Source organism: Luteibacter jiangsuensis (assembly GCF_011742555.1).
Lineage (GTDB): Bacteria > Pseudomonadota > Gammaproteobacteria > Xanthomonadales > Rhodanobacteraceae > Luteibacter > Luteibacter jiangsuensis.
This window is the reverse complement of the sequence record NZ_JAAQQR010000007.1, coordinates 115,102-137,509: the sequence shown is the minus strand read 5'-3', so window position 1 is coordinate 137,509 and position 22,408 is coordinate 115,102. Positions and strand designations below refer to the sequence as shown.

Genomic DNA, 22,408 nt, shown 5'->3' with positions numbered 1-22,408 from the left:
GTGCGGATGGGGATCTTTTTCGTGTTCATGCGGCTTCCTCCGCTTTGGCGGCACAGGCATCCAGGACGGCGCGCGTGACGGCATGCGTGGTGGCGCTGCCGCCCAGGTCGCGGGTGAGGTTGGCGTGCTCCAGCACGTGATCGACGGCCGCTTCGACGACTGCCGCTTCTTCGGTGAGGCCCAGCGAATGACGCAGCAGCATCGCTGCGGAGAGGATGGTGCCGAGCGGGTTGGCGAGCGCCTGGCCGGCGATGTCGGGCGCCGAACCATGGATGGGTTCGTACACGCCGGCACCCGGGCCGCCGATGGATGCCGACGGCGACAGGCCGAGGGAGCCGGCCAGGACCGAGGCTTCGTCGGTGAGGATGTCGCCGAACATGTTCTCGGTCACGATCACGTCGTAGTCCGCCGGGCGGGTGAGCAGGTGCATCGCCATGGAATCGACGAGCTGGTGCTCCAGTTCGACATCCGGGTAATCGGCGGCCACGCGTGTGGCGACCGAGCGCCACAGGCGGGAGGTTTCGAGCACGTTGGCCTTGTCCACCGAGGTGACCTTGCGGCGGCGCGTGCGCGCCAGATCGAAGGCATGGCGGACCACGCGCTCCACCTCTTCCACGCTGTAGCGGCATTCGTCGGTGGCATCGTTGTCGCTGCGGGTTTTTGCGCCGAAATAGATGCCGCCGGTGAGCTCGCGGATGAACACCAGATCCACGCCTTTCGTACGCTCGGCCTTCAACGGCGACAGCGCGGCGGTACGGGGGTGCAATTTCAGGGGGCGAACGTTGGCGAACACGCCGAGCAGCTTGCGCATCGCCAGCAGCCCCTGTTCCGGGCGCACCGGAGCGTTCGGGTCGGACCATTTGGGTCCACCCACGGCGCCGAGCAGCACCGCGTCGGCCGCTAGCAGGGCTTCCCGCGTCACCGGCGGCAGCGGGTCGCCGAAACGATCGATGGCATCGCCACCGATGGCGTGTTCGGCGAAGGCGAAGTCGTGGCCGAAGCGCTGCGCCACTTCGCGCAACACCGCCACGCCGGCGGAGGCCACTTCGGGGCCGATGCCGTCACCGGGCAGTACGACGATCGAAGCCTTCATGCCGCTTCCTCCGTCCGCTGTTCGTAGGCCGCGATGTCGGCCTGCTGCTGCAGGAGGAAGCCCAACTGGTCGACGCCGTTGAGCAGGCAGTGTCGGGAGAAGGCGTCGAGGTCGAAGCGGACCACGCCACCGTCCGGCAGGCGGATGGTGCCTTCGGCGATGTCGATGCGCAGTTCCACGCCGGGGTTGTCCAGCAGCCAGCGATGCTCGGCTTCGCTGATCACGATGGCGACCAGGCCGTTCTTCAGGGCGTTGCCGCGGAAGATGTCCGCGATCTCGCTGGAGATGACCGCACGGATGCCGTAATCGAGCAGGGCCCATGGCGCGTGCTCGCGTGACGAGCCGCAGCCGAAGTTGCGGCCGGCCACGAGGATGCTGCAACCGCGCGCCTGTGGCTGGTTGAGCGGGAAGGCCGGATCGTCGCTGCCGTCGGCGGCGTAGCGCCAGTCCTCGAAGCAGTGCTTGCCGAGGCCGGTGCGCTCGGTGGTGGTAAGGAAACGGGCCGGGATGATCCGGTCGGTGTCGATGTTTTCGTTGCGCAGCACTGCCGTGCGGGAGTGCACGTAGGCGAGCGGGCGGCTGGTGCTGCTCATGCGGCGGCTTCCTGGTTCATGTATTCGCGGGGATCGGTCACGCGGCCGGCGACGGCCGAAGCGGCGGCGACGAGGGGGCTGGCGAGCACGGTGCGCGCGCCCTTGCCCTGGCGGCCTTCGAAGTTGCGGTTGCTGGTGGCGACCACGAGCTGGCCCGGCTGCGCGAGGTCGCCGTTCATGGCGATGCACATCGAGCAACCCGGTTCGCGCCATTCGGCGCCGGCGGCGCGAAAGATCTCGTGCAGTCCTTCGCGTTCGGCGTCGCGGCGCACCTGTTCGGAACCGGGCACCACGAGCATGCGCACGCCGCCGGCGACGCGTCGGCCGCGCAGGATGCCGGCCGCCGCGCGCAGGTCGGACAGGCGGCCATTGGTGCAGCTGCCGATGAACACGACGTCCACGGCCTCGCCGGCGATCGGCTTGCCCGCGGTGACCTTCATGTAGTCGAGGGCGCGCTGCTCCACGGCGTCGGCGGCGGCAGGCACCGGCGCATGGATAGGCACCACCATGCCGGGATGCGTGCCATAGGTGACCGACGGCTGGATCGACGAGGCGTCGATGCGGACTTCGCGGTCGTATGTGGCGCCCTCGTCGGTGGGGAGCGTGCGCCAGTGGGCGACCGCGCGCTCCCAAGCCGCGCCCTTGGGCACGCGCTCGCGACCCTCCAGCCACGCAAACGTGGTGTCGTCAGGCGCGATGAGTCCTGCGCGCGCACCGGCCTCGATGGACATGTTGCACACCGTCATGCGTTCTTCCATCGACATGGCGCGGATGGCCTCGCCGGTGTACTCCAGCACGTGGCCGGTACCGCCACCGATGCCGATCGTGCCGATGATGTGCAGGATCAGGTCTTTCGCCGTGACGCCGGGTTGCAGTGCACCGTCGACATGGATGGCGAACGACTTCGGCTTGCGCTGGAGCAGGCACTGCGTGGCCAGCACATGGCCGACCTCGGTGGTGCCGATGCCGAACGCCAGCGCGCCGAAGGCGCCATGCGTGGCGGTGTGACTGTCGCCGCAGACGATGGTCATGCCGGGCTGCGTGGCGCCCACCTCGGGCCCCGCCACGTGCACGATGCCGCGCTGCGGGCTGTCCCAGCCCATGAGGTCGATGCCGAACTCGCGAACGTTCGCTTCCAGCCGGGCGACCTGCGCTTCGGCTTCCTGCGTGTAATACGGGCGCTTGCCGTCGGCATCCGGCGGCAGCGTGGGTGTGGAATGGTCCAGCGTGGCCAGCGTGCGGTCGGGACGGCGCACCTTCAGCCCGCGGGCGCGAAGCTCGTCGAACGCCTGCGGCGAGGTGACCTCGTGCACCATGTGCAGGTCGATGTACAGCACGCCCGGCGTGCTCTCGGTCTCGGCCTTGACCTGGTGGGCGTCCCACAGCTTGTCGAAGAGGGTGCGCGGCGTCATGCGGCGGCCCTCCCGGCGGTGACTTCCTCGACAGGCGTGAGCCAACCCCAGCGGTCTTCCGTGCGGCCGTCGAACAGGCCGAAGAAGTCCTGCTGCAATTGCCGCGTGATGGGACCGGGGTGGCCGGAGCCGACGGGTTTGCGATCCACCGAGCGCACGGCGGTGACTTCCGCGGCCGTGCCGGTCATGAACACCTCGTCGGCGAAGTACAGCATTTCGCGGGGCAGGGATTGCTCCACCACGTCGTAACCGCGTTCGCGTGCGAGCGTCAGCACGGTGTCGCGGGTGATGCCGCAGAGGATGGACGACGCGGCCGGCGGCGTGTGGATCACGCCCTTGCGCACCACGAAGAGGTTTTCCCCCGCACCCTCGCTCAGCAGGCCGTCGGTGCCCAGGGCGATGCCCTCGGCATAACCGCCGTTCACCGCTTCGCGCGCGATGAGCTGGCTGTTGAGGTAGTTGCCGCCCGCCTTCGCGCCGCTGGGATAGGTGTTCGGTGCGGCGCGATTCCAGGACGACACGCACACATCCACGCCTTTCTCGATGGCGTCGGCGCCGTGGTAGGCGCCCCAGGGCAGGGCGATGACGGCGACGTCCACCGCCGTGTCGAGCGACGGCGCGAGGCTGAAGGTGAAGCCGCTGCGGAACACGATGGGGCGGACGTAAGCCGAGGTCAGGCCGTTGGCGACGATGACCTCGCGGCACGCGCGGTTGATGGTCGCGGCGTCGTAAGGCATAGACAGGTCGTACACCCGCGCCGAGTGGAACAGGCGCTCGGTGTGTTCCTCCAGGCGGAAGTAGCGCGGACCGTCCGGGGTGGCGTACACGCGCACGCCTTCGAACACGGAGGAGCCATAGTGCAGCGCATGCGCGCCCACATGAACGGTGGCGTCGGCCCAGGCCTTGATGCGGCCGTTGTGCCAGAGATGGGTCGGGGCTTCCATGGGTGCTCCTTCAGGACTCGACCGCGACGGCGGCGGTGTGGTTGGGGTTTTGGTGTTTGTCCATCAGCGCGACGAGGTCATCGTTTGTGATCGAGCGCTGTCTGTCTGTAAGGCTTTTGAAACTCTCGAAGACGGTGTCGAGCGTGGCTTCGTCCACCTCGAACTCCAGTTCCTCGAGGCGCTGGCGCAGCGCGTGACGGCCGGAATGCTTGCCGAGGACCAGCGAGGTCTTCGCCCCGACGTCTTGCGGCCGCATGATTTCGTAGGTGCCGCGATGCTTCAGCATGCCGTGCTGATGGATGCCCGACTCGTGCGCGAAGGCGTTGTCGCCCACGATGGCCTTGTTGCGCGGCACGGGTTGCCCGGTGACTTCGGCGAGCAGGCGCGAGGTGGGGAACAGGCGTTGCGTGACGATGCCGGTCTCCACGCCGAACAGCGGCTGGCGCGTGTGCAGCGCCATCACCACTTCTTCCAGGGCGGCGTTGCCGGCGCGTTCGCCGATGCCGTTGATGGTGCACTCGACCTGCCGTGCGCCCGCGGAGATGGCAGCCAGGGTGTTTGCGACGGCCATGCCCAGGTCGTCGTGGCAGTGGGCCGAGAACATCACCTTGTCCGCCCCGCGTACGTGCTCGCGCAGGTAGGTAAACATGGCGTGGATCTCGGAAGGGGTGACGTAACCGACGGTGTCGGGGGCGTTGAGTACGCTGGCGCCGGCTTCGACGGCGACGGAGAAGACTTCGGCGAGGAAGTCGGGTTCGGTGCGGAGGGCGTCTTCGGCGGAGAATTCGACTTCGTGAACGAGGGCCTTGGCGCGCCGGATGGCGGAGGCGGCGATGTCGATGACTTCCTGCCGGCTTTTGCCGAGCTTGTGCTCGCGGTGCAGGGGGGAGGTGGAGAGGAACAGGTGTATCCGTGAATGCCTGGCGCCTTGCAGCGCCTTGCCCGCACTGTCGATGTCCACATCCTGACATCGGGCCAGTGCGGCGATCGTGGGTGCTTTCAGCGTCCTCGCGATCTCGGCCACGGCGGCGAAGTCGTCGGGAGAGGCTTGCGGGAAGCCGGCTTCGATGATGTCGACGCCGAGTTCCTCCAGGGCATGCGCCATGCGCAGCTTGGCGCGCCGGTCCATCGAGAAGCCGGGGGCCTGCTCGCCGTCGCGCAAGGTGGTGTCGAAGATGCGCACGCGCCCGCCTACGTCGCTGTCGACGGCGTCGGTGCTGCCCTGGTTTGCTGGATTCATGTCTGGCTCCGCTCGTGAATGAGGCGGGCCGGGCAATAAAAAACCCCGCATCCGTTACCGGGTGCGGGGTTCTTTGGGAGTCTTCAGGTTTTGCTTCTTATTTCACCTGGACACTTGCCCTCAGCCCGCACCTCCGCAGGTAATAAGTACAAGGCTAATAAGAAGGAGGCCGCTGCCGAGACGCAGCTTGCCGACCACCGACGTAAGTCGGTTCAGGGCAAAGCGGCCATGGGTGTTGCGCTGCGTCATGTCGTCGAAGGTATGCCGGTTCGTCAACGGCTGTCAACACTTTCGTCTGGAACCATTTTCCTAGGACTTTGGATGTCCAGACTTCCGAATTCATGAAATGACGACCACCCGGCCGTCACACTCGCTCAGTCCGCCCACGGTGTCTCTCCCCCATGCGAACCCGTTATCGTCGAAGTTTCTGGATCATCGGTGTCATTGCCGTCGTACTGATCGTCGGCCGTATCGCGCTGCCCTATGTCGTGCTCGATTACCTCAACGGCAGGCTCTCGCGCATGGGCGCCTATTCGGGCCATATCGCCGACATCGACATCCACTTATGGCGCGGGGCGTATTCGATCGACCACCTCACGATCCAGAAGGTGGACGGCAAGGTGCCGGTGCCGTTCTTCGACACGGCGCGCGCCGACATTTCCCTGAGCTGGCTGGCCCTCTCGCGCGGTCGCCTGCGCGGCAAGGTGGATTTCTATGAGCCGGTGCTGAACTTCGTCGACGGTCGCGGCGAGGGCGACACACAGACGGGTAAGGGCGTCGACTGGCGCGCGCAGTTGCGCGCACTGGTGCCGACCCGTATCGAAGAGTTGAACGTCATGAACGGTACGGTCACCTTCCACAATTTCGTCTCCAGTCCCAAGGTGGACCTGAAGATGACCGAGGTGAACGGTACCGCCACGAACCTCACCAACGTGCAGCGCGAGGGCGGCTCGCGCGTGGCGCACATGCATGCCACGGCCAAGGTGCTGGGCGATGCCCCGCTGGAAACGCGGGCGGAGTTCGACCCGCTCGAGGAGACCGGCGACTTCCGCTACGAGCTGAGCGTTCGCAACATCAAGCTGGTGAAGGCTAACGATCTCGCGCGCGCATACAGCGGGCTGGATTTCGCTGGCGGCGAAGGCGACTTCTTCATGGAGCTGCAGGCGCGCGACCGTCGGCTGGAAGGCTATGCGAAGCCCCTTTTCCACGGACTGAAGATCTTCAGCTGGAAGCAGGACGTCGAACAGGAAAAGAAGAATCCGCTCAAGCTTGCCTACGAGGCCGTGGCGGAAGGCGTCACCAAGATCTTCAAGAACCAGTCCAAGGACCAGTTCGCCACGCGCGTGCCGATCTCGGGCACGATCGGCGACAGGAACGTTTCGCCGATCGAGGCCATCCTGGGTATTCTGCGCAACGCGTTCGTGGAAGCGTACAAGCCCAGCCTGGAGCACCTGACCGAGCGGCCTAAGGACGAGTAGCCGACTTGGCAGGGCGGGGCAAACGCGCGAAAGTGCGCCCCTCGCTCAAGGCAGGCTGCCGAATCCATGACCGCCACACCTCTCCATGTCCTCATCCTCGCCGCCGGCGAGGGCAAACGGATGAAGTCCGCAAAGGCGAAGGTGCTGATGCCTCTCGCCGGTCGGCCGCTGCTGGCCCACGTGATCGACGCGGCCCGGTCGCTCGGACCCGAGAGCATCCACGTGGTGTACGGCCACAACGGCGAACAGGTGCGCCAGGCCTTCGCCGGCGACACCTCGCTCGACTGGATCGAACAGCGCGAGCGCCTGGGAACCGGCCATGCCGTGCGCACGGCGCTGGAAGCGATGGAGGCAAACGGTGGGATCGAAGGCCGGGTGCTCGTGCTCTACGGCGACGTGCCGCTCATCCGTGCGGCGACGCTCTCGACCCTCGTATCCGCCGGCGAAGGCCTGTCGATGCTGGCCACCCGGCTGGCCGATCCGAAGGGCTACGGCCGCGTGGTGCTGGACGCCGCGGGTCACGTGCGCCACATCGTCGAGGAAAAGGACGCCAGCGCGGCGCAGCGCGCCATCGATCTGGTGAACACCGGGATCGTCGCCGCCGACGCCGCCAGGCTGCTGGCCTGGACGCGGCGACTGGGCAACGACAACGCGCAAGGCGAGTACTACCTCACCGACGTTTTCGAAATGGCCGCGAGCGAAGGCTCGCCGGCCGCCTGCGTGGATTGCGAGGCCACCGAGGCGTCGGGGGCGAACGATCCATGGCAGCTCGCCGACCTGGAAGCCCTGTTCCGCGAGCGCAGCGCGCGGGAACTCGCCCTGGCAGGCGTACGCATGGCCGACCCGCGCCGGCTCGACGTGCGCGGCACGGTCACCGCCGGGCGCGACGTCGAGGTGGACGTGAACGTGATCTTCGAGGGAGAAGTGACCCTGGGCGACGACGTGCGCATCGGTCCCTTCACCCGCGTGCGCAACGCGAGGCTGGCCGCGGGCACGGTGGTGCTGGCCCATTGCGATCTCGACGGCGTGGTCACCCACGGCCCCTGCACGATCGGCCCGTTTGCGCGTCTGCGCCCCGGTACCGATCTCGCCGAAGGCGTACACATCGGCAACTTCGTCGAAACGAAGAATGCGACCGTCGCGCAGGGCTCGAAGGCGAACCACCTCACCTATCTCGGCGACGCGGTGATCGGCAGCAAGGTGAACATCGGCGCGGGCACCATCACGTGCAACTACGACGGCGTGAACAAGAGCCGCACCACGATCGAGGACGGCGTCTTCGTCGGTTCGAACAGCTCGCTGGTGGCGCCGGTCACCCTCCGCGCCGGAGCCACCATTGGTGCCGGCTCGGTCATCACGAAAGACGCCCCCGCCGGCGAATTGACAATCTCCCGGGCACGGCAGACGACCGTCGAAGGCTGGCATCGCCCGACCAAACGCTCGTAGGAGCGCGCCCTGCGCGCGACAGTTTTTCGCGAAGCCTCGGAGCTGGCGCGCCAGCTTGAACACTGTCGCGAAAAGATGTCGCGCGCAGGGCGCGCTCCTACGTGGTGCCGAACGGCGGTATCAGGGGTGCCGATAGCGCCAGCCGTCGATCTCTATGAGCAGCTCGGCGCGACAGATGTCGCCATGCAGCAGCACGAGCGGTGCATCCGGGAAGTGTGTCTCCGCGAAGGCCCGCACCGCGTCGGCATGTTCGGGATGGCGCACGTAGGCCTTCAGCGGCGCCGAGGCGCCGAATCCGCCGGGGAGGCCGCCGGCGGCGAGCAGTGCGTCGAGGTTCCGCTGCGTCTCGGCCAGTTGGGCCTCGATGTCGCCGGCATGCGCGGACGCATGGCCCACCACGGCCGCGGTACCGGAGATGGCGAGTGCGTCGCCGGCCGGCAGCAGTGTGGCGCGGGCGAAACTGGGCGGCGTGCGGCCGTACTGGCGCGGGTAGCGCCAGGCGCTTACCTGGCGAGGATTTTCCACGCGCGTGCCCGGACGGTCGGTGGCGAGCAGGTAGACCTGCAGAAGGCCTGGGTCCGCATGGTGGCCGATGGCGGTCGCCGCGGGGAAACCCTGCGCGAATACGTCGCCCATGCCACCGATGCGGCCCGTGCAGAAGTGCTTGTAGCGCTCGTCGTCGTCCTTGCCCTCGTTGATCGCGCCGAGGTAATTCCATATCCGCTGCACGTGCTGCTCCGCCGCACCGGCGACGAAGCCCGACAGCAGGCGGTAGGCGTGACGCGCTGCGCCTTCCGTGCCGCCGTGGTCTTCCTCATGGCACTCCACGGCGGCGAACAGCCAGCCGCCCCCGCGAGACCAGCGCAATTCGCCCTCGCGCCCGGCCACCACTTCACCGTTCACTTCCCAGACTTCGCTCGCCGGCTCCCCCAAGGGCGCCAGTGCCACGCGCAGCCAGCGCGGGTCGTCGGGCCCCGTACCGGGGGTGCCGAATCCGAACGCAGCGAGCGTGGAAGGCGAAAGCACCGCCGTTCCCGGCACGTAGCCGACAGCCGGCGCGGCATGGATGGTGTGGCGCGCGGCCTCGCGCATTTCGCTTCCTGGGAGCATCGAGTCTTCCGTCAAACGCAGTCGGGCCATCATATCGTCCCGTTCCCGCGCCGCGGCGTGAACGATCCGCATACGCCCGCCTGAACGGCTGCGAAGCTGGGGCTAAGACCCCTGTGATAAACTCCGCGGCCGCTGCCATCCGGGGGGAGGCAGGAATATCCAGGACCTGGAAACATCAATGGCAACGCAGACCGCAGCACAGAAAGAACTGGCCGAACTCATCGTCACCAGCCTCAACCTCGAATCGGTGAAACCCCAGGAAATCGACCCGGAAGCCCCGCTTTTCGGCGGCGATCTGGGTCTCGATTCCATCGATGCCCTGGAGATCGCGCTGGCCGTCTCCAAGCGCTACGGCTTCCAGCTGAAGTCCGACAACCCCGACAATCGCACCATCTTCACGAGCCTGCGGACGCTGTCGGAGCATATCGAACAGCATCGCGCCGCCGCCTGATCGCCGTTCAGGCCGCACTTTCCCAGGGCGTGGTTTGCTTCGCCCGGAGATGTCGATGACCGAATCCGACCACGCGTCCTGCGTGCGTCCGCTGCGTTTCGCGGGGGCGCACCCGAGCTTTGCCGGCCATTTCCCCGGCCGGCCCATCGTGGCCGGCGTCCTGCTGCTGGAGGCCGCGGCCGAGGCCCTGCGCGCGTGGCGAGGGCTCACCGTGCGCCAGGTGGTGGATGCGAAGTTCGTCGCGCCGCTCCTGCCCGACGAGGACGCCGAGCTGGAACTCGTGGCCGCGGGCGATTCGCGCTTCCGCTTCACGGTGCGCCGGGGCGGCGACATGCTGCTGCGCGGCACGCTGGAGGCCGCATGAGCCACTGGCAGCAGCGCGAGGGCGGCGGCTGGTTCGCCATCTGGCTGATCCGTACGATCGCCCTGCGCCTCGGGCGCGGTGTGGCGCGCGTGCTCCTGTATCCGATCGCGTTCTATTTCTTCCTGCGCCGGCGCGACGAACGCGCCGCTTCGCGTGCCTACCTCGCCCGCGTGTTGCACCGGCCGGTGACGGCGTACGACGTGTTCCGGCACATTCACATGTTCGCCGCCACGCTGCTCGACCGCCTGTTCTTCCTGGCGCGCGGCGAACGCGACTTCGTCGTGGAGGTGGAAGGCCTCGATGCGCTCGATCGTTGCATCGACGCCGGCCGCGGCGTGCTGCTGGTCGGCTCCCACCAGGGCAGTTTCGAAGCGCTGCGCGCGCTGGGCGGCCGCCGTCCCGACGTCCCGCTGCGCGTGGTCCTCGACAAGCAGAAGACCCCGGCCCTCACGGCAGTGCTCGAGGCGCTTGCGCCGGACGTGGGCGCGGCGGTCATCGACGCCTCGCGCGGTGGCGCCTCCGTGGCGCTCGCCATGGCCGAAGGCGCTGCGCAGGGCGGCATGGTGGCCCTCCTTGCCGACCGGGGGCACCGCCACGAAACTGTGTGCCGGGTGCCGTTCCTGGGCAAGCCCGCGCCATTTCCGGCCGGGCCCTGGTTGCTGGCCGCGGCGTTGAAGATTCCCGTGGTGCTGTGCATGGGCATTTATCTCGGCGGCAACCGTTACCGGTTGATCTTCGAGGCGTTTTCCGACGGTATCGACATTCCGCGCGGCCAGCGCGCGGCCATGCTCGAGGCCCTCGTGGCAAGGTACGCTGCCCGGGTGGAGCACTACGCCCGCCTTTATCCCTTCAACTGGTTCAATTTCTATGACTTCTGGCAAGAAACTGGCCCTGCTGACGAGCCTGCTGCTGCCGCTCACCTGCCTCGCCACTCCGACGCCTGACGCGGACGATGCGAAAGCGCTGATCGCCAGCCTGAATCGTCCGGCCCCTGCGCGCACGCCATTCGCGGAAGCGCGTTTCATGCGTGTGCTGGACAAGCCGCTGGTGGTGTCGGGCGAACTCGCCTGGCTCGGCGGCGACCGCCTTGAACGCCGTGTCGAGACGCCCACGAAGGAAGTCTCGACCATCGCCGACGGCGAGGTGACCCAGGAACGCGAAGGCAAGAAGCCGCGCAGCTTCTCGCTGAAGCGGGCGCCGCAGCTGCAGGTGCTGCTCGACAGCTTCGTCGCCCTTCTGGCGGGCGATCCGTCGCGCCTCGGCCAGTCGTTCGATGTCACGCTCGGCCGCGATGCCGACCGCTGGCGCCTTACCCTGACCCCGCGCGACGCGCGCATCGCGAAGCAGATCGCCGGCATCCACGTCTACGGCACCGGCCAGCTCGCCCGCTGCATGCGCATGGACGAAAGCGACGGCGACACGTCCATCGATCTCCTGGGCGACCTCGCCGCGAAGATGCCGGCGGAACCCACCCGCGAGGGCCTCATCGCGCAGTGCGGCGGCGCAATGTGAGGGGCGCGCGCCTCGGTCTGCTCGTCGCCTGGATCGTCGTCCTCGCGTTACTCGGAGCGTTGGTCGCCACGCAGCTGAAGGTCGGCACCGACCTGCGCAGTTTCATGCCGGCACCGACCACGCCCGATCAGAAGCTGCTCATGGAGCAGGTGGGCGAGGGTCCTGGCTCGCGCCTGCTGCTCGTGGCCATCGACGGCGGCGACGACGCCGCGAAGGCCTCGCTCAGCCGCGGGCTGGCGCAGGCGCTGCGCAAGGATCCCGCGTTCACCCAGGTGGTGAACGGCGACTTCGACGTCGGCATGCTCGACAGCGCGCTGCTGCCTTACCGCTACCTCCTCTCGCCGACGCTCGATACGGAGTCGTTCGACGAGGCCTACCTCGCCGACCAGCTGCAGCAACGCCTCGACGACCTGGGCTCGCCGGCGGCCACCTTGCTCAAAGGCCTGCTGCCGCGCGATCCCACACTCGAGACGCTGAAGCTCGCCGAACGATGGACGCCCGTGCGCTCGCCGGAGGTGCGCGAAGGCGTGTGGTTCTCTTCGCGCGGCGAAGCCTTACTGCTGGCGCAGACGCGCGGTGCAGGCTTCGACCCCGGCGCGCAGGAACAGGCCATCGGGCAATTGCGGGCGGCGTTCGCCGCCTTGCCGGGCAGCGGTGGTTCGCATCTCACGATCACCGGCCCGGGCTATTTCACCGTGATGGTGAATGCGCAGACGCGGGACGAGGCCGACTGGATCGGCCGCATCTCGACCATCGGCTTCATCGTGCTGATGCTGGCCGCCTACCGGAGCGTGAGCAGTCTCCTGCTGGGCGCCTTGCCTGTGGCGACGGGTGGACTGGCCGGCATCGCGATGCTGACGGTCTGCTTTCCCGAAGTGCACGGGATCACGCTGGCCTTCGGCTTCACCCTGCTCGGCGTAGCGCAGGAATACCCGATCCGCCTTCTCAGCCACCGCCGCGAAGGCGAATCGGCCGTCGCCAGCGTGCGTGGTTTGTGGCCTCTTCTGCTCACCGCCATCGCTTCCGCGTGCATCGCTTACCTTGCCTTCTACGCGTCCGGCGTCGGCGGTTTGAAGCAACTGGCGGTGTTCACGATCACAGGCCTGCTGGCCGCGGGCTTCAGCACCCGCTACGCACTGCCTTACCTGTTGCCGGAGCATGCCCGCGATGTTGCCGGCATGCCTGGGCTGGCCGCCTTCCGCGCGTGGCTGGATGCCCTGCCGCGTCCGCGCTGGTTGCCGATTCCCATCGCCGCCGCCGTGGTGGCGATGATCGTATTCGCCCCCGGTCCCTTCTGGCAGAACGATCTTTCGGCGCTCACGCCCCTGCCGCGCGACCTGCTGATGACCGACGCGCGACTGCGTGGCGAACTCGGTGCGCCCGATGTGCGTTACCTCCTGGTGGTGCAGGCAAAGACGGCGGACGCCGTGTTGACGGCATCGGCAAAGCTGGAGCCGCGCCTGCGCGAACAGGTGGCCGCGAAGGCGCTGGACGGTTTCGAGCTGCCGTCCATCTATTTGCCCGACCTGGCGACGCAGCGTGCGCGGCAGGCGAAACTGCCCGACCGTCCCACGCTCGATGCCGCGTTGACCGCGGCGCTCCAGGGTCTTCCGTTCCGCAAGGACCTTTTCGCTCCGTTCGTCGACGACGTGGAAACCGCCCGCACAGCCCCGTTGCTGACGCCGGAGATGTTTGCGCGATCGCCGCTGGGCCAGCGCCTCGCCGCGATGCTTTCGGCGCGGGGCGATCATTGGGTCGGACTGTCGACGCTGAGCGGCGTGCACGATGCGGCCGCTGTGGCCGCCGCGGTCGCGTCGGCCGATCCCAGTGCGCGATTGCTTGATCTCAAGGAGGCCTCGGAGTCGCTCGTCGCCGCATACCGCACGCGTATCCTGCACGCGGTACTGGCGGCCACGCTGCTCCTGTTCGTCACCATCACCCTGGCATTGCGCAGCATCCGCCGCGCATGGCATGTGCTGGCGCCCATGACGCTCGCCACGTTCCTCGTGCTGGCGGTGGAGCGCATGGCGGGCATTCCCGTGTCACTTTTCCACCTCGTGGCACTGATCCTCGCCGCGGGCCTGGGCCTGCACTATGCGCTTTTCTTCGAGCGCGACACGGGCGATCCGGCCGAGCAGCGGCGCACGTTGCATGCCACGGTGGTGTGCGTCATCGCCGCGTTGCTCGTGTTCGGCATGCTCGCCTGGTCGTCGATCCCGGTGCTGCGCGCCATCGGCCTCACTGTGGCGCTGGGCGTCGGCTTCCATTTCTGTCTATCGATCCTGATGGCTCCGCATGCTCGCCAAGACCGACTTCATTGACCTCGTTCCGCATGCGGGCGACATGTGCCTGCTCGACGGCGTGTTGGCGTGGGACGCCTCGACGATCCACGCAGTGAGCACGAGCCATGTACTGGCGTCGCATCCTCTGCGCGGCGAGCACGGCCTGCATGCCGTGCACCTGGCCGAATACGGTGCACAGGCCATGGCCGTGCACGGTGCGTTGCGCGGACAGGCGGAAGGCCGCACGGAACCTCGCCCCGGCATGCTCGTGAGCCTGCGCGGCGTGAAGCTTTCCGTCGAGAGGGTGGACACGCTCGCTGGCACCCTGGATGTCCACGCCGAGTGCCTGCTGGCCGACGATGCCGGCGCCCAGTACGTGTTCCGCATTTGCCACGAAGGGCTCGAGATCGCGTCGGGCCGCGCGGCCGTCATCCATCCGCAGATGTGATCGACGGCCCGGAGGGGCAGAGGGAAAGGGTGACTGATGAGGAGCCTGACCGGCCCCTCCGGGCCGACCGGGGCATTCTCCGCCGGTGCCGTCTCACAGAACGAGACGCCCCCGCTCAGGCCACCCGGGCGAACAGTTCCAGCCGCCCTTCGCCGTGCAGAAGGTGCTCGTAGCCTTCGACCACCGACGGGTGCTCGGCTGCCGCCTGTTCCACGATGCTGGACGCGAGCGCCTTCATCATGCGCACGTTGTCGCGCAGGCGAAGCGCAAGCGTGTCGTCGTTGAGGCTGTCGTGTAGCGTGGCGTTCATGTCGGCGAACCAGGTGAGATCGCGCTGGTCCATCATGTTCCGGCCGTTCCGCCGTTCGGACACCGCGTGCCAGCGCTGGAAGAACGTCTGCATGGTCGTGTTCAATTCGGCCGATTCCGCGAGCTCCGGCGCCATGCGCGTGACGAAGGCGGCGTCGCCCAGGCGCTCCTGGAACACGAGCTGGCAGAGCACGCCCCAGTAGTAGGCGTAGTCCCAGATCACCTTCACCGGCAGCACTTCCGGATCGCCGAACAGGTTGTACTGTCCGCGGTACATGCGCAGCGTGCCTTCGTAGAACGAGAAGAACATCCGTTCGTAGTGGCGCGCATAGGGGGCCACGGCCTCGCCGCGCCGGTCCTGCCCGACCAGCAGCGTGATGTAGGTGTTGGCGATGGCGATGAAATCGCTGCCCGGCGAGTAGAACGGATCGAGGAACGCGCCCGCTTCGCCGGTAAGTGCCCAGCGATCGGATGAGAACATCCTGGCGCAGCCGTAGGAGAAGTTACGGAAGAAAGCGAAGTCGAGCAGCTTTTCACGCTGGCTGGCCACGTGCCGTGCGACCACGGGCTGGTGTTCTTCCAGCCATGCGAGCGCGAGGTCGAAGGTCTTCATGCCCTCCAGCGGGTGCATTTCCGCGTCGGCCACGATGCCGACCGAATGCGCGCCGGACGACAGCGGAATCAGCCAGACCCAGTAGCCCGGACCCACGAGGTGGTTCGTGGACCGCCAGCGTTCCGGCGGATGGCAGCGGTCTTTCCATTCGGGGTCGTCGCACCAGTCGTCGATCGCCAGGCGCTCGCCGATGCGGAACCACACGGCGTTGGCACGGTGGCCGTTGTCGCGCGTGAGGTCGAGCTTGCGGCGCATCAGGCCGGCGCGGCCGGATGCGTCCAGCAGCCAGCGAGCCTGCAGGCTCGCTTCGCCTTCGCCGTCGACGAAACGCACGGTATGCAGTGTGTCGTCGCTGCCGATGTCGAATCCACGCACGGTGACGCCTTCGCGGAAATCGATACCGCGGCGACGAGCTTCGTCGCCGAGGAAGTTTTCGAGAATGCCGCGGTCGATCTGGTAGCTCGGTGTGGGCAGTACGGCACTCACGCCGAGCTCGGTGACGTCTTCGAGCCGGTCGCAGCCTTCGGAAAAGAAGAACCGGAAGCCGAACTTGCGGATGTGGGCCTCTTCCAGATGTGGCAGGAGGCCGAGCGTGTCGCCGAAGTAGTGCGCGGCGATCTCGACGGTGGATTCGCCGACCTTGTGTGCCGCCTCGGGCAGCGGCCGGACCTGCCGTTCGAGCACGACGATGTCCATGTCGGGGTAGGCACCCTTGAGCTGCATGGCGAGCGTGAGGCCGGCCAGGCCTCCGCCAAGGATGACGGCGTCGTGCGGCTTGCGATCCATCGGTTCCACCCCTTGTGTGCTTCTGATCAGTTTACGGCCAGGCCCGCCGCCGCGCGGTCTTCCACGATCGTGGGTCGCGCTCGCGACCGCCGGTAACTGGCGAGGATGTTCCCATAGTGGAAGATCCTGCCGATCGTATAGAGGGTGATCCGCGTCACGTCGCGCACGGGGCTGAAGTGGCTGAGCCGGAACTCCCCCTGGTAGCGCGACGCGATGGGCACCGACACGACACCGATGCCGCGTTCCCGGCATGCCGTGATCAACACGGCCGCTTCGAAGACGAAATGCTCGGCGGGGATATCCGCCAGATCGAGGGTTTCCCGCGGATACAGCCGTTGCCCGCTCTGCGTATCGGCGATGGGAAGGGCGCAGGCCCAGGAAATGCCCCAGTCGGCGACGGCGTTGGCGCGGCGGCGGCCGTTCGGCTGCTGTTCGCGGTCGAGCAGGCGCGCGCCGATCACGATGGAGCCGGGATAGCGTTCGCCGGCGGCGACGATGGCGGGAATGTCGGCGGCGAGATGCTGCCCGTCGCCATCCATGGTCACCACGGCGTCGTATCCCATGCGGAGCACCTCCCGGAAGCCCGTGCGCAGGGCCTCGCCCTTGCCGCGGCGCGTCTCGTGGCGGAGCAGGGTGACGGGCATGGCGCCAACGATGTCTGGAGTACGGTCGTCGGAACCGTCGTCCACCACGATCACCGGCAGGCCAAGCGCAAGCGCTTCGCCGACCACGCGACCGATGGCGCGCTCCTCGTTGAGGCAGGGAATGAGGACGCAATAGCGCGGCGTGGCGGCGCTCATGCGGCGACTCCGATGTCGATGTGCAGGTCGAGGCCGCGCGCGGCGGGCAGGCGCAAGGCCGCCGGCTTCATCAGCGCCAGGGCACGCATCAGCGGCACGGCCCGGGCGGAGGGATTGCTTGCCGAGAGACCGTCCAGCCAGGCATCGCCCATCGGGTCGCTGCCGCTGTTGCCCCGCTCCGGGGTGATGTCGAGGCGAACGGCGGCACCTTCCGCGCGCGGCGAGAGAACGAGCGCGACGGCGAACGGGCCGGTGGTGGTCGTCATGCTTCCCAGCGGTCCGGTGCCGGCGATGTCGTAGCTGGCGAGCAGCACGTCGCGATCGTCGGCCACGGCGAGCGTCGCTGCCTCCAGCAGCCCGGCGCCGAAGGCTTCCTCGCCGCCGGATACGGCGCTGGACGCCGCGTGGCATCCGGTGGCGATCGTCCAGTAACCCGCGGGCGCGTTGTGCACCGAGTTGTGGAACTTCGTCGGCGACAGTTCGCGCGGTGCGGTGGCCAGGGTTTCGCACATGTAGTCGGTGATGACCTGGTCGCCGTGCGCGGAGGCGAACACGCACGGCAGCGTGGCGGCGTCCCGGCCGCTCATCCGCACCGCCTGGCCGGCGACCGCCGCTGCGAGCAGCACGCTTTCCGGTGCGCGGCGCCGCTCGTTCGGCGGTAGCACCTCGGCCAGCGGGCGGGCGCTTTCGCCCGGGGCGGCGCCGGCGGCGGCGATGTCGCGGAACGCATGCCAGTCACTGGCGCCGGGAGCCCAGAGACCGATGCCGCCGATCCAGACCGACAGGGCGGGGCTCATGCGCGTTGCTCCGCGCGGGCGAAAGCAAGGCAGGCGTTGTTGCCGCCGAAGCCGAAGGAGTTGCTGAGGGCGATGCGGATCTCCGCGGGCTCCGGACGCCAGGCCATCTGCGGACCGCAGAGGGGGTCGGGCGTCGTCGCGCCCAGGTTGGCCGGCACCTGGCGTTCGCGCATGGCGAGCAGCGTGATGGCAGCCTCCAGCACGCCGGCCGCGCCCAGGGTGTGGCCGGTGAAACCCTTGGTCGAGCTGGCTCGCGTGGTCGCGGGGAAAGTGCGCGCGACGAGCGCGGCTTCCACTTCGTCGTTCTTCTGGCTGGCGGTGCCGTGCAGGTTGATGTAGTCGACGTCGCCCGGCTCGATGCCCGCACGGGCCAGCGCGTCGCGCAACGCGAGTTCCGCGCCGAGGCCTTCGGGGTGGGGCGTGGACATGTGGTGGGCGTCGCTGGCTTCGCCGTAGCCGATGAGCAGCGGGGCGTCTTTCGCTGCCTCGATGCGTTCGAGGATGGCGAAGCCCGCGGCCTCGCCGATCGAAATGCCGCTGCGCCCGGCGTCGAAGGGACGGCAGGGCTCGGGCGAGACGAGTTCGAGGGAGTTGAATCCGAACAGCACGCTGTCGCAGAGGCTGTCGGTGCCGCCGACGATCGCCGCGTCGATGAGGCCGAGGCGGATCATGCGTTCCGCGTTCGCGAACACCTTGGCGCTGGAGGAGCACGCGGTGGCTACCGTGAGGCACGGGCCGTCGAGTTCGAAGGCTGCCGCGACGAAGCTCGCGAGCGAATGGGGTGTATGCAGCACAGGGCGATGAAGGTCCGCGGGCATGTTGCCGTGGTCGAGCCGGCGATAACCTTCCTCGGTGGCGCCGATGCTGGCCGTGGACGTGCCCAGCAGCACCGCGATGCGTGCCGATCCGTAGCGCTCGCGCGCCGCCCGCACCGCGTCGGCGAAACCATCCTGGCGCAGGGCGATCCAGGCAAGCCGGTTGTTGCGGCAATCCCACTCCGCCAGTTCGGGCGGAAGCGGCTCGTCTTCCACGCCGGCAACGCGCCCGATCCAGCAGTCGAGCGGCGCGGTACTGAAATCGTTCGGAACGAGTCCGCCGCACGAGGCGGCGAGTGCGTCGGCGTGGGCTTGGAGGCCCCGGCCGAGGGCGGAGGTGGCGGTGTACGCGCTGATGGCTAACGGTGTCATGAGATGGGGCATGCGGCGAGCCTATCCTGTTTGATCCGCAGCGTCTCGTGAATGACGTAATGCCACGCACGACGCGTTCAGGCGATACTTGCGCCCCCGAGGATGCTTCCATGTCCGGTCTGCACGCTCCGAAAATCCTCCGCCGTGGTGTCTGGCGTTACCTGAGCGATCGCGACATCCTCGTCGCGGCCTTCGTCACCGCCGTGGTGTTCGCCGCGAGCCTCGGGCTGGTCTATGCCGCGCACCTGGGGCGCGTGTGCTGGCTCGCCGCGCGCGCACCGGCGCGTGCCGCCGGCCGGCGCGCCATGCTGATATTCGGCCGCCGCCTCGTAAGCGACCGGCCTGAGGCCGATTTCGTCGGGAGGCTCGCCAGGGGACGCGCCGATGCCTTCGCCGGTTTCGCGGATCGCGTGCTCGTTCTTGGCGGCTACAGCGGGGGCTCCATCAGCGAGGCCGAGGCCGGGCGCCGCTGGCTGCAGGCCGAAGGGTGGCCGGAAACCGTACCGCTGCAACTGGAGCAGGCTTCCGTCGATTCCCTCGAAAACCTGCGCCACGCCCGCGAGTTGTTGCGGGAGCGCAGCGACGACGCGCTTCCGCCCGTGTGGCTGGTGACCAGCCGCTACCATCTGGCCCGCTGCCTCTACCTTGCCCGACGCCTGGGCTTCGACGCCGAGCCGCTCGCCGCCGAGGAGCATCTGCCGCTCGGCCGGCGTTACGTCACCCGTCTGCTGATGGAGGCGGGTTACCTCATGTGGATCGACACCGGCATGCGCTGGGCCGCCCTGACCGGCAACCGGCGCATGGCCACGCGCATCTCCTGAGCGCGCAGCGCTTCGTCGCGGGCATCCCTTCGTTGTGCTTGCTAAGCTTGGGCGTCAACTCTTACCGAAGGATGCGCCATGTCCGAGCAAGCCGAACTCGCCGCTTCGTTCCTGCGCGGCTTGCAGGATCGCATCTGCGCGGCTGTCGAATCGGCGGACGGCGTGGCACGCTTCGAGGAAGACGCGTGGACGCGCCCGGCCGGCGGTGGCGGACGAACGCGCGTGCTGCGCGATGGCGGTGTCTTCGAGCAGGCCGGAGTCAATTTCTCGTACGTGACGGGGTCGCCGCTTCCGCCCAGCGCCACCGCCCACCGTCCGGATCTCGTGGGGGGCAGTTTCATCGCCACAGGTGTGTCGCTGGTGCTGCATCCACGCAATCCGTACATCCCAACCACCCATGCCAACGTGCGCTACTTCGAGGCGTCGAAGGAAGGCAGCGATCCGGTCTGGTGGTTCGGCGGCGGGTTCGACCTCACGCCCTTCTATCCCTTCGACGACGACGTGCGCCACTGGCACACGGTGGCGAGGGATATCTGCCAGCCCTATGGCGACGACGTGTACGCACGGTACAAGCACTGGTGCGACGAGTACTTCTACCTGAAGCATCGCGGCGAGACCCGCGGCGTGGGCGGCCTGTTCTACGACGACCTCAACGAAGGCGGCTTCGAGCGCTGCATGAACTTCATGCGCGACGTCGGCGAGGGGTTCCTCGACGCTTACCTGCCGATCGTCGAGCGGCGCCGCCACATGCCTTACGGCGAACGCGAGCGCGAGTTCCAGCTGTATCGCCGTGGCCGCTACGTGGAATTCAATCTGGTGTACGACCGCGGCACGCTGTTCGGCCTGCAGTCCGGGGGGCGCACGGAGTCCATCCTGATGAGCCTGCCGCCACGCGTGCGTTTCGAGTATGGCTATTCGCCGGAAGCGGGCAGCGCGGAAGCGCGGCTCCAGGAGTATCTGAAGCCGCGCGATTGGGTGTGACCGGGTTCAGGGCGTCGCGCCGGAGAATTTCTTCGGCGTGGCACCTTCGATCTTGCCGACCGTGGCCGAATCGCTGACGTAGAGCTCCACGTCGCGTTCGAAGGTGAGCGTGCCCTGCACGACGGCGTGCGGGCCGATCACGATCTTCGGCACGCGATCGTTGTGATTGCCGAAGAGGCCCCAGCCCGGTTTCTTGACGAGCAGGCCGCCCTCGACCTTCGAGCCCTCGCCGATGGTGACGTCGGCGTTGGTGGTTTCGATGCCGCCGCCCACGTGCGCGCGCTCCAGCTGGATTTCGCCGTTGACGTTGTGGAGGTGCCCGCCGACGTCCGCACCCTCGTCGAGGCGCACCCTGCCGTTTACGTTTTCCACATCGCCGGATACACGGGCCTTGTCGTTCAGGGTGACCGCGCCGTTGACCGTCTTGACGCCGGTGGCCGTGGCGCCTTCGCCGATCTCGACCGAACCGTTCACCGTGCTGGCCTTCTGCACGACGGCGCGGTCGCCGACGCGCACGGAGCCGTTGACGGTGTGCACGTCCCCGGCACGCTGCCCGGCGTCCACCGTGGCGCTGCCGTTGACCTTGCTGACGTCCTCCTGGGCGACGGCCGTGCCGGCGACGGAGAAGGCGATAAAGAGAGAAAGGAGCGTACGACGCATTGCGGGACTCCGCGGTGGATTGAGTCCCTAGGATGCACCCAAAGCGGCATGGGTTTAGCGTGACTGACGGCAGGGGCATTTGAGTGAGTCGCGGCCTGCGGCCGCTGGGAGCGCGCCTGGCGGCGCTTGTGAACCGTAAGGGGGCCTCCTTACGGTTCGCAGCGGCCGCAGGCCGCGACTTACAGGCCGCCCACGGCGGCCGACTCACGCCGCAAAGTTGACCTTACCTGGCGGGACACCCCACCATCCCCTTTTCCCTCGCCAGCGTCTACCGCCATGTACAAGCTCGTGATGATCCGCCACGGCCAGTCGGCCTGGAACCTCGAAAATCGCTTCAGCGGCTGGGCCGATGTCGACCTCAGCGAACAGGGCGTGGCCGAGGCCCGCGAAGCCGGGCGCCTCCTGAAGGACGCCGGCTTCACCTTCGATCTGGCCCATACCTCGTACCTGAAGCGCGCCGTGCGCACGCTCTGGCACGTGCAGGACGAAATGGACCTGATGTGGATTCCGGTGGTGACCGACTGGCGTCTCAACGAGCGGCACTACGGCGCGCTGACCGGCCTCAACAAGGCCGAGACTGCCGCGAAATACGGCAACGAGCAGGTGCACATCTGGCGCCGCAGCTACGACACGCCGCCGCCGGCTCTCGAACCGGGCGCGAAGGCCTTCGCGGACGACGACCGCTACAAAGGCATCGCCGTGCCGCTGACGGAATGCCTGAAGGACACCGTGGAACGCGTGCTGCCGTACTGGCACGAGGTGCTGGCGCCGGCCATCCGTGCGGGGAACAACGTGCTGATGGCCGCCCACGGCAATTCGATGCGCGCCCTGGTCAAGTTCTTCGACGGCATCTCCGACGACGACATCGCCGAGCTGAACATCCCCAACGGCATACCGCTGGTGTACGAGTTCGATGCCGAGCTGCGTCCGGTGAAGCATTACTACCTGGGCGACCAGGCCGAGATCGAGGCCAAGATGGCTGCGGTAGCCAATCAGGGCAAGGCCAAGCCGTGAACGGGGCGGGTGACAGGCGTCACCCGCGATGGATCACAACCGCCCCTCGAACAGGCGCGCCGTGTCG

General features: G+C 67.9%; 21 protein-coding genes and 1 pseudogene. 11 read left to right on the top strand and 11 right to left on the bottom strand.

The window, feature by feature from the left end; all coding sequences use genetic code 11:
* Window positions 1–25: 25 nt before the first annotated feature.
* From leuB to HBF26_RS15320, 5 genes and pseudogenes are all read right to left on the bottom strand, one after another.
* Window positions 26–1,093 carry a 3-isopropylmalate dehydrogenase gene (gene leuB / locus HBF26_RS15340; RefSeq protein ID WP_167128353.1) on the bottom strand — a complete coding sequence of 356 codons (1,068 nt, stop codon included), beginning with the start codon at window positions 1,091–1,093 and terminating at the stop codon, window positions 26–28.
* Window positions 1,090–1,686, bottom strand: coding sequence for a 3-isopropylmalate dehydratase small subunit (leuD, locus tag HBF26_RS15335; RefSeq protein ID WP_167128350.1), 597 nt, complete (start codon window positions 1,684–1,686; stop codon window positions 1,090–1,092). Before leuD ends, leuB begins: the two co-directional genes overlap by 4 nt.
* Window positions 1,683–3,098 carry a 3-isopropylmalate dehydratase large subunit gene (gene leuC / locus HBF26_RS15330; protein ID WP_167128347.1) on the bottom strand — a complete coding sequence of 472 codons (1,416 nt, stop codon included), beginning with the start codon at window positions 3,096–3,098 and terminating at the stop codon, window positions 1,683–1,685. The genes leuD and leuC overlap by 4 nt, the downstream gene beginning before the upstream one ends.
* On the bottom strand, window positions 3,095–4,042 hold the full coding sequence (locus tag HBF26_RS15325) for a branched-chain amino acid transaminase (protein ID WP_167128344.1): 948 nt from the start codon (window positions 4,040–4,042) through the stop codon (window positions 3,095–3,097). Before HBF26_RS15325 ends, leuC begins: the two co-directional genes overlap by 4 nt.
* Window positions 4,043–4,094: 52 nt before the next feature.
* Window positions 4,095–5,282 (bottom strand): annotated as a pseudogene (locus tag HBF26_RS15320) (2-isopropylmalate synthase); the annotation flags it as partial.
* A 401-nt stretch (window positions 5,283–5,683) separates the two neighbouring features.
* Here HBF26_RS15320 and HBF26_RS15315 point away from each other — a divergent pair.
* Together HBF26_RS15315 and glmU are read left to right on the top strand one after the other, a co-directional pair.
* Complete coding sequence (locus HBF26_RS15315) at window positions 5,684–6,760, top strand: AsmA family protein (protein ID WP_167128338.1); 1,077 nt, start codon at window positions 5,684–5,686, stop codon at window positions 6,758–6,760.
* 66 nt (window positions 6,761–6,826) lie between these two features.
* Window positions 6,827–8,206 (top strand): bifunctional UDP-N-acetylglucosamine diphosphorylase/glucosamine-1-phosphate N-acetyltransferase GlmU, encoded by a 1,380-nt coding sequence (gene glmU / locus HBF26_RS15310; protein WP_167128335.1) that lies wholly within the window; start codon window positions 6,827–6,829, stop codon window positions 8,204–8,206.
* 120 nt (window positions 8,207–8,326) lie between these two features.
* Here glmU and HBF26_RS15305 read toward each other — a convergent pair whose 3' ends face one another.
* Window positions 8,327–9,316, bottom strand: a complete 990-nt coding sequence (locus HBF26_RS15305; protein ID WP_240151374.1) for a chorismate transformation FkbO/Hyg5 family protein — start codon at window positions 9,314–9,316, stop codon at window positions 8,327–8,329.
* Between the two features lie 178 nt (window positions 9,317–9,494).
* Here HBF26_RS15305 and HBF26_RS15300 point away from each other — a divergent pair, with 178 nt between their 5' ends.
* Genes HBF26_RS15300 through HBF26_RS15275 form a run of 6 tightly spaced genes read left to right on the top strand, consistent with a single transcriptional unit; the run spans window position 9,495 to window position 14,373 of the window.
* Window positions 9,495–9,767 carry a phosphopantetheine-binding protein gene (locus HBF26_RS15300; protein ID WP_167128332.1) on the top strand — a complete coding sequence of 91 codons (273 nt, stop codon included), beginning with the start codon at window positions 9,495–9,497 and terminating at the stop codon, window positions 9,765–9,767.
* Window positions 9,768–9,822: 55 nt separating this feature from the next.
* Window positions 9,823–10,131, top strand: a complete 309-nt coding sequence (locus HBF26_RS15295) for an ApeI family dehydratase (protein WP_167128329.1) — start codon at window positions 9,823–9,825, stop codon at window positions 10,129–10,131.
* Window positions 10,128–11,075 carry a lysophospholipid acyltransferase family protein gene (locus HBF26_RS15290; protein WP_167128326.1) on the top strand — a complete coding sequence of 316 codons (948 nt, stop codon included), beginning with the start codon at window positions 10,128–10,130 and terminating at the stop codon, window positions 11,073–11,075. Before HBF26_RS15295 ends, HBF26_RS15290 begins: the two co-directional genes overlap by 4 nt.
* Window positions 10,999–11,643 carry a LolA-related protein gene (locus HBF26_RS15285; protein WP_240151373.1) on the top strand — a complete coding sequence of 215 codons (645 nt, stop codon included), beginning with the start codon at window positions 10,999–11,001 and terminating at the stop codon, window positions 11,641–11,643. The genes HBF26_RS15290 and HBF26_RS15285 overlap by 77 nt, the downstream gene beginning before the upstream one ends.
* On the top strand, window positions 11,640–13,964 hold the full coding sequence (locus HBF26_RS15280; protein ID WP_338039685.1) for an MMPL family transporter: 2,325 nt from the start codon (window positions 11,640–11,642) through the stop codon (window positions 13,962–13,964). The genes HBF26_RS15285 and HBF26_RS15280 overlap by 4 nt, the downstream gene beginning before the upstream one ends.
* Window positions 13,939–14,373 (top strand): hotdog family protein, encoded by a 435-nt coding sequence (locus HBF26_RS15275; protein ID WP_167128320.1) that lies wholly within the window; start codon window positions 13,939–13,941, stop codon window positions 14,371–14,373. Before HBF26_RS15280 ends, HBF26_RS15275 begins: the two co-directional genes overlap by 26 nt.
* A gap of 115 nt (window positions 14,374–14,488) precedes the next feature.
* On the opposite strand, the gene HBF26_RS15270 is transcribed toward HBF26_RS15275, so the two are convergent.
* From HBF26_RS15270 to HBF26_RS15255, 4 genes are read right to left on the bottom strand one after another with little or no spacing between them, the layout of a single operon-like run.
* Window positions 14,489–16,081: an NAD(P)/FAD-dependent oxidoreductase gene (locus tag HBF26_RS15270; protein WP_167128317.1), complete on the bottom strand. Its 1,593-nt coding sequence runs from the start codon at window positions 16,079–16,081 to the stop codon at window positions 14,489–14,491.
* Between the two features lie 26 nt (window positions 16,082–16,107).
* The gene (locus HBF26_RS15265; protein ID WP_167128315.1) at window positions 16,108–16,881 is read right to left on the bottom strand and encodes a glycosyltransferase family 2 protein; all 774 of its coding nucleotides are present in this window, start codon (window positions 16,879–16,881) and stop codon (window positions 16,108–16,110) included.
* The gene (locus tag HBF26_RS15260) at window positions 16,878–17,678 is read right to left on the bottom strand and encodes a beta-ketoacyl synthase chain length factor (RefSeq protein WP_167128313.1); all 801 of its coding nucleotides are present in this window, start codon (window positions 17,676–17,678) and stop codon (window positions 16,878–16,880) included. The genes HBF26_RS15265 and HBF26_RS15260 overlap by 4 nt, the downstream gene beginning before the upstream one ends.
* On the bottom strand, window positions 17,675–18,877 hold the full coding sequence (locus HBF26_RS15255) for a beta-ketoacyl-[acyl-carrier-protein] synthase family protein (RefSeq protein WP_193569923.1): 1,203 nt from the start codon (window positions 18,875–18,877) through the stop codon (window positions 17,675–17,677). The genes HBF26_RS15260 and HBF26_RS15255 overlap by 4 nt, the downstream gene beginning before the upstream one ends.
* Before the next feature lie 98 nt (window positions 18,878–18,975).
* Between HBF26_RS15255 and HBF26_RS15250 the strand changes: the two genes are divergently transcribed.
* Both HBF26_RS15250 and hemF read left to right on the top strand, forming a co-directional pair.
* On the top strand, window positions 18,976–19,686 hold the full coding sequence (locus HBF26_RS15250; RefSeq protein ID WP_167128311.1) for a YdcF family protein: 711 nt from the start codon (window positions 18,976–18,978) through the stop codon (window positions 19,684–19,686).
* Window positions 19,687–19,764: 78 nt separating this feature from the next.
* Complete coding sequence (gene hemF / locus HBF26_RS15245) at window positions 19,765–20,667, top strand: oxygen-dependent coproporphyrinogen oxidase (protein ID WP_167128309.1); 903 nt, start codon at window positions 19,765–19,767, stop codon at window positions 20,665–20,667.
* A gap of 6 nt (window positions 20,668–20,673) precedes the next feature.
* Here hemF and HBF26_RS15240 read toward each other — a convergent pair whose 3' ends face one another.
* Window positions 20,674–21,327: a DUF4097 family beta strand repeat-containing protein gene (locus HBF26_RS15240; protein ID WP_167128307.1), complete on the bottom strand. Its 654-nt coding sequence runs from the start codon at window positions 21,325–21,327 to the stop codon at window positions 20,674–20,676.
* A 276-nt stretch (window positions 21,328–21,603) separates the two neighbouring features.
* On the opposite strand from HBF26_RS15240, the gene gpmA reads away from it, so the two are divergent.
* Window positions 21,604–22,341, top strand: coding sequence for a 2,3-diphosphoglycerate-dependent phosphoglycerate mutase (gene gpmA / locus HBF26_RS15235; RefSeq protein WP_167128305.1), 738 nt, complete (start codon window positions 21,604–21,606; stop codon window positions 22,339–22,341).
* The last annotated feature ends 67 nt before the right edge of the window (window positions 22,342–22,408 follow it).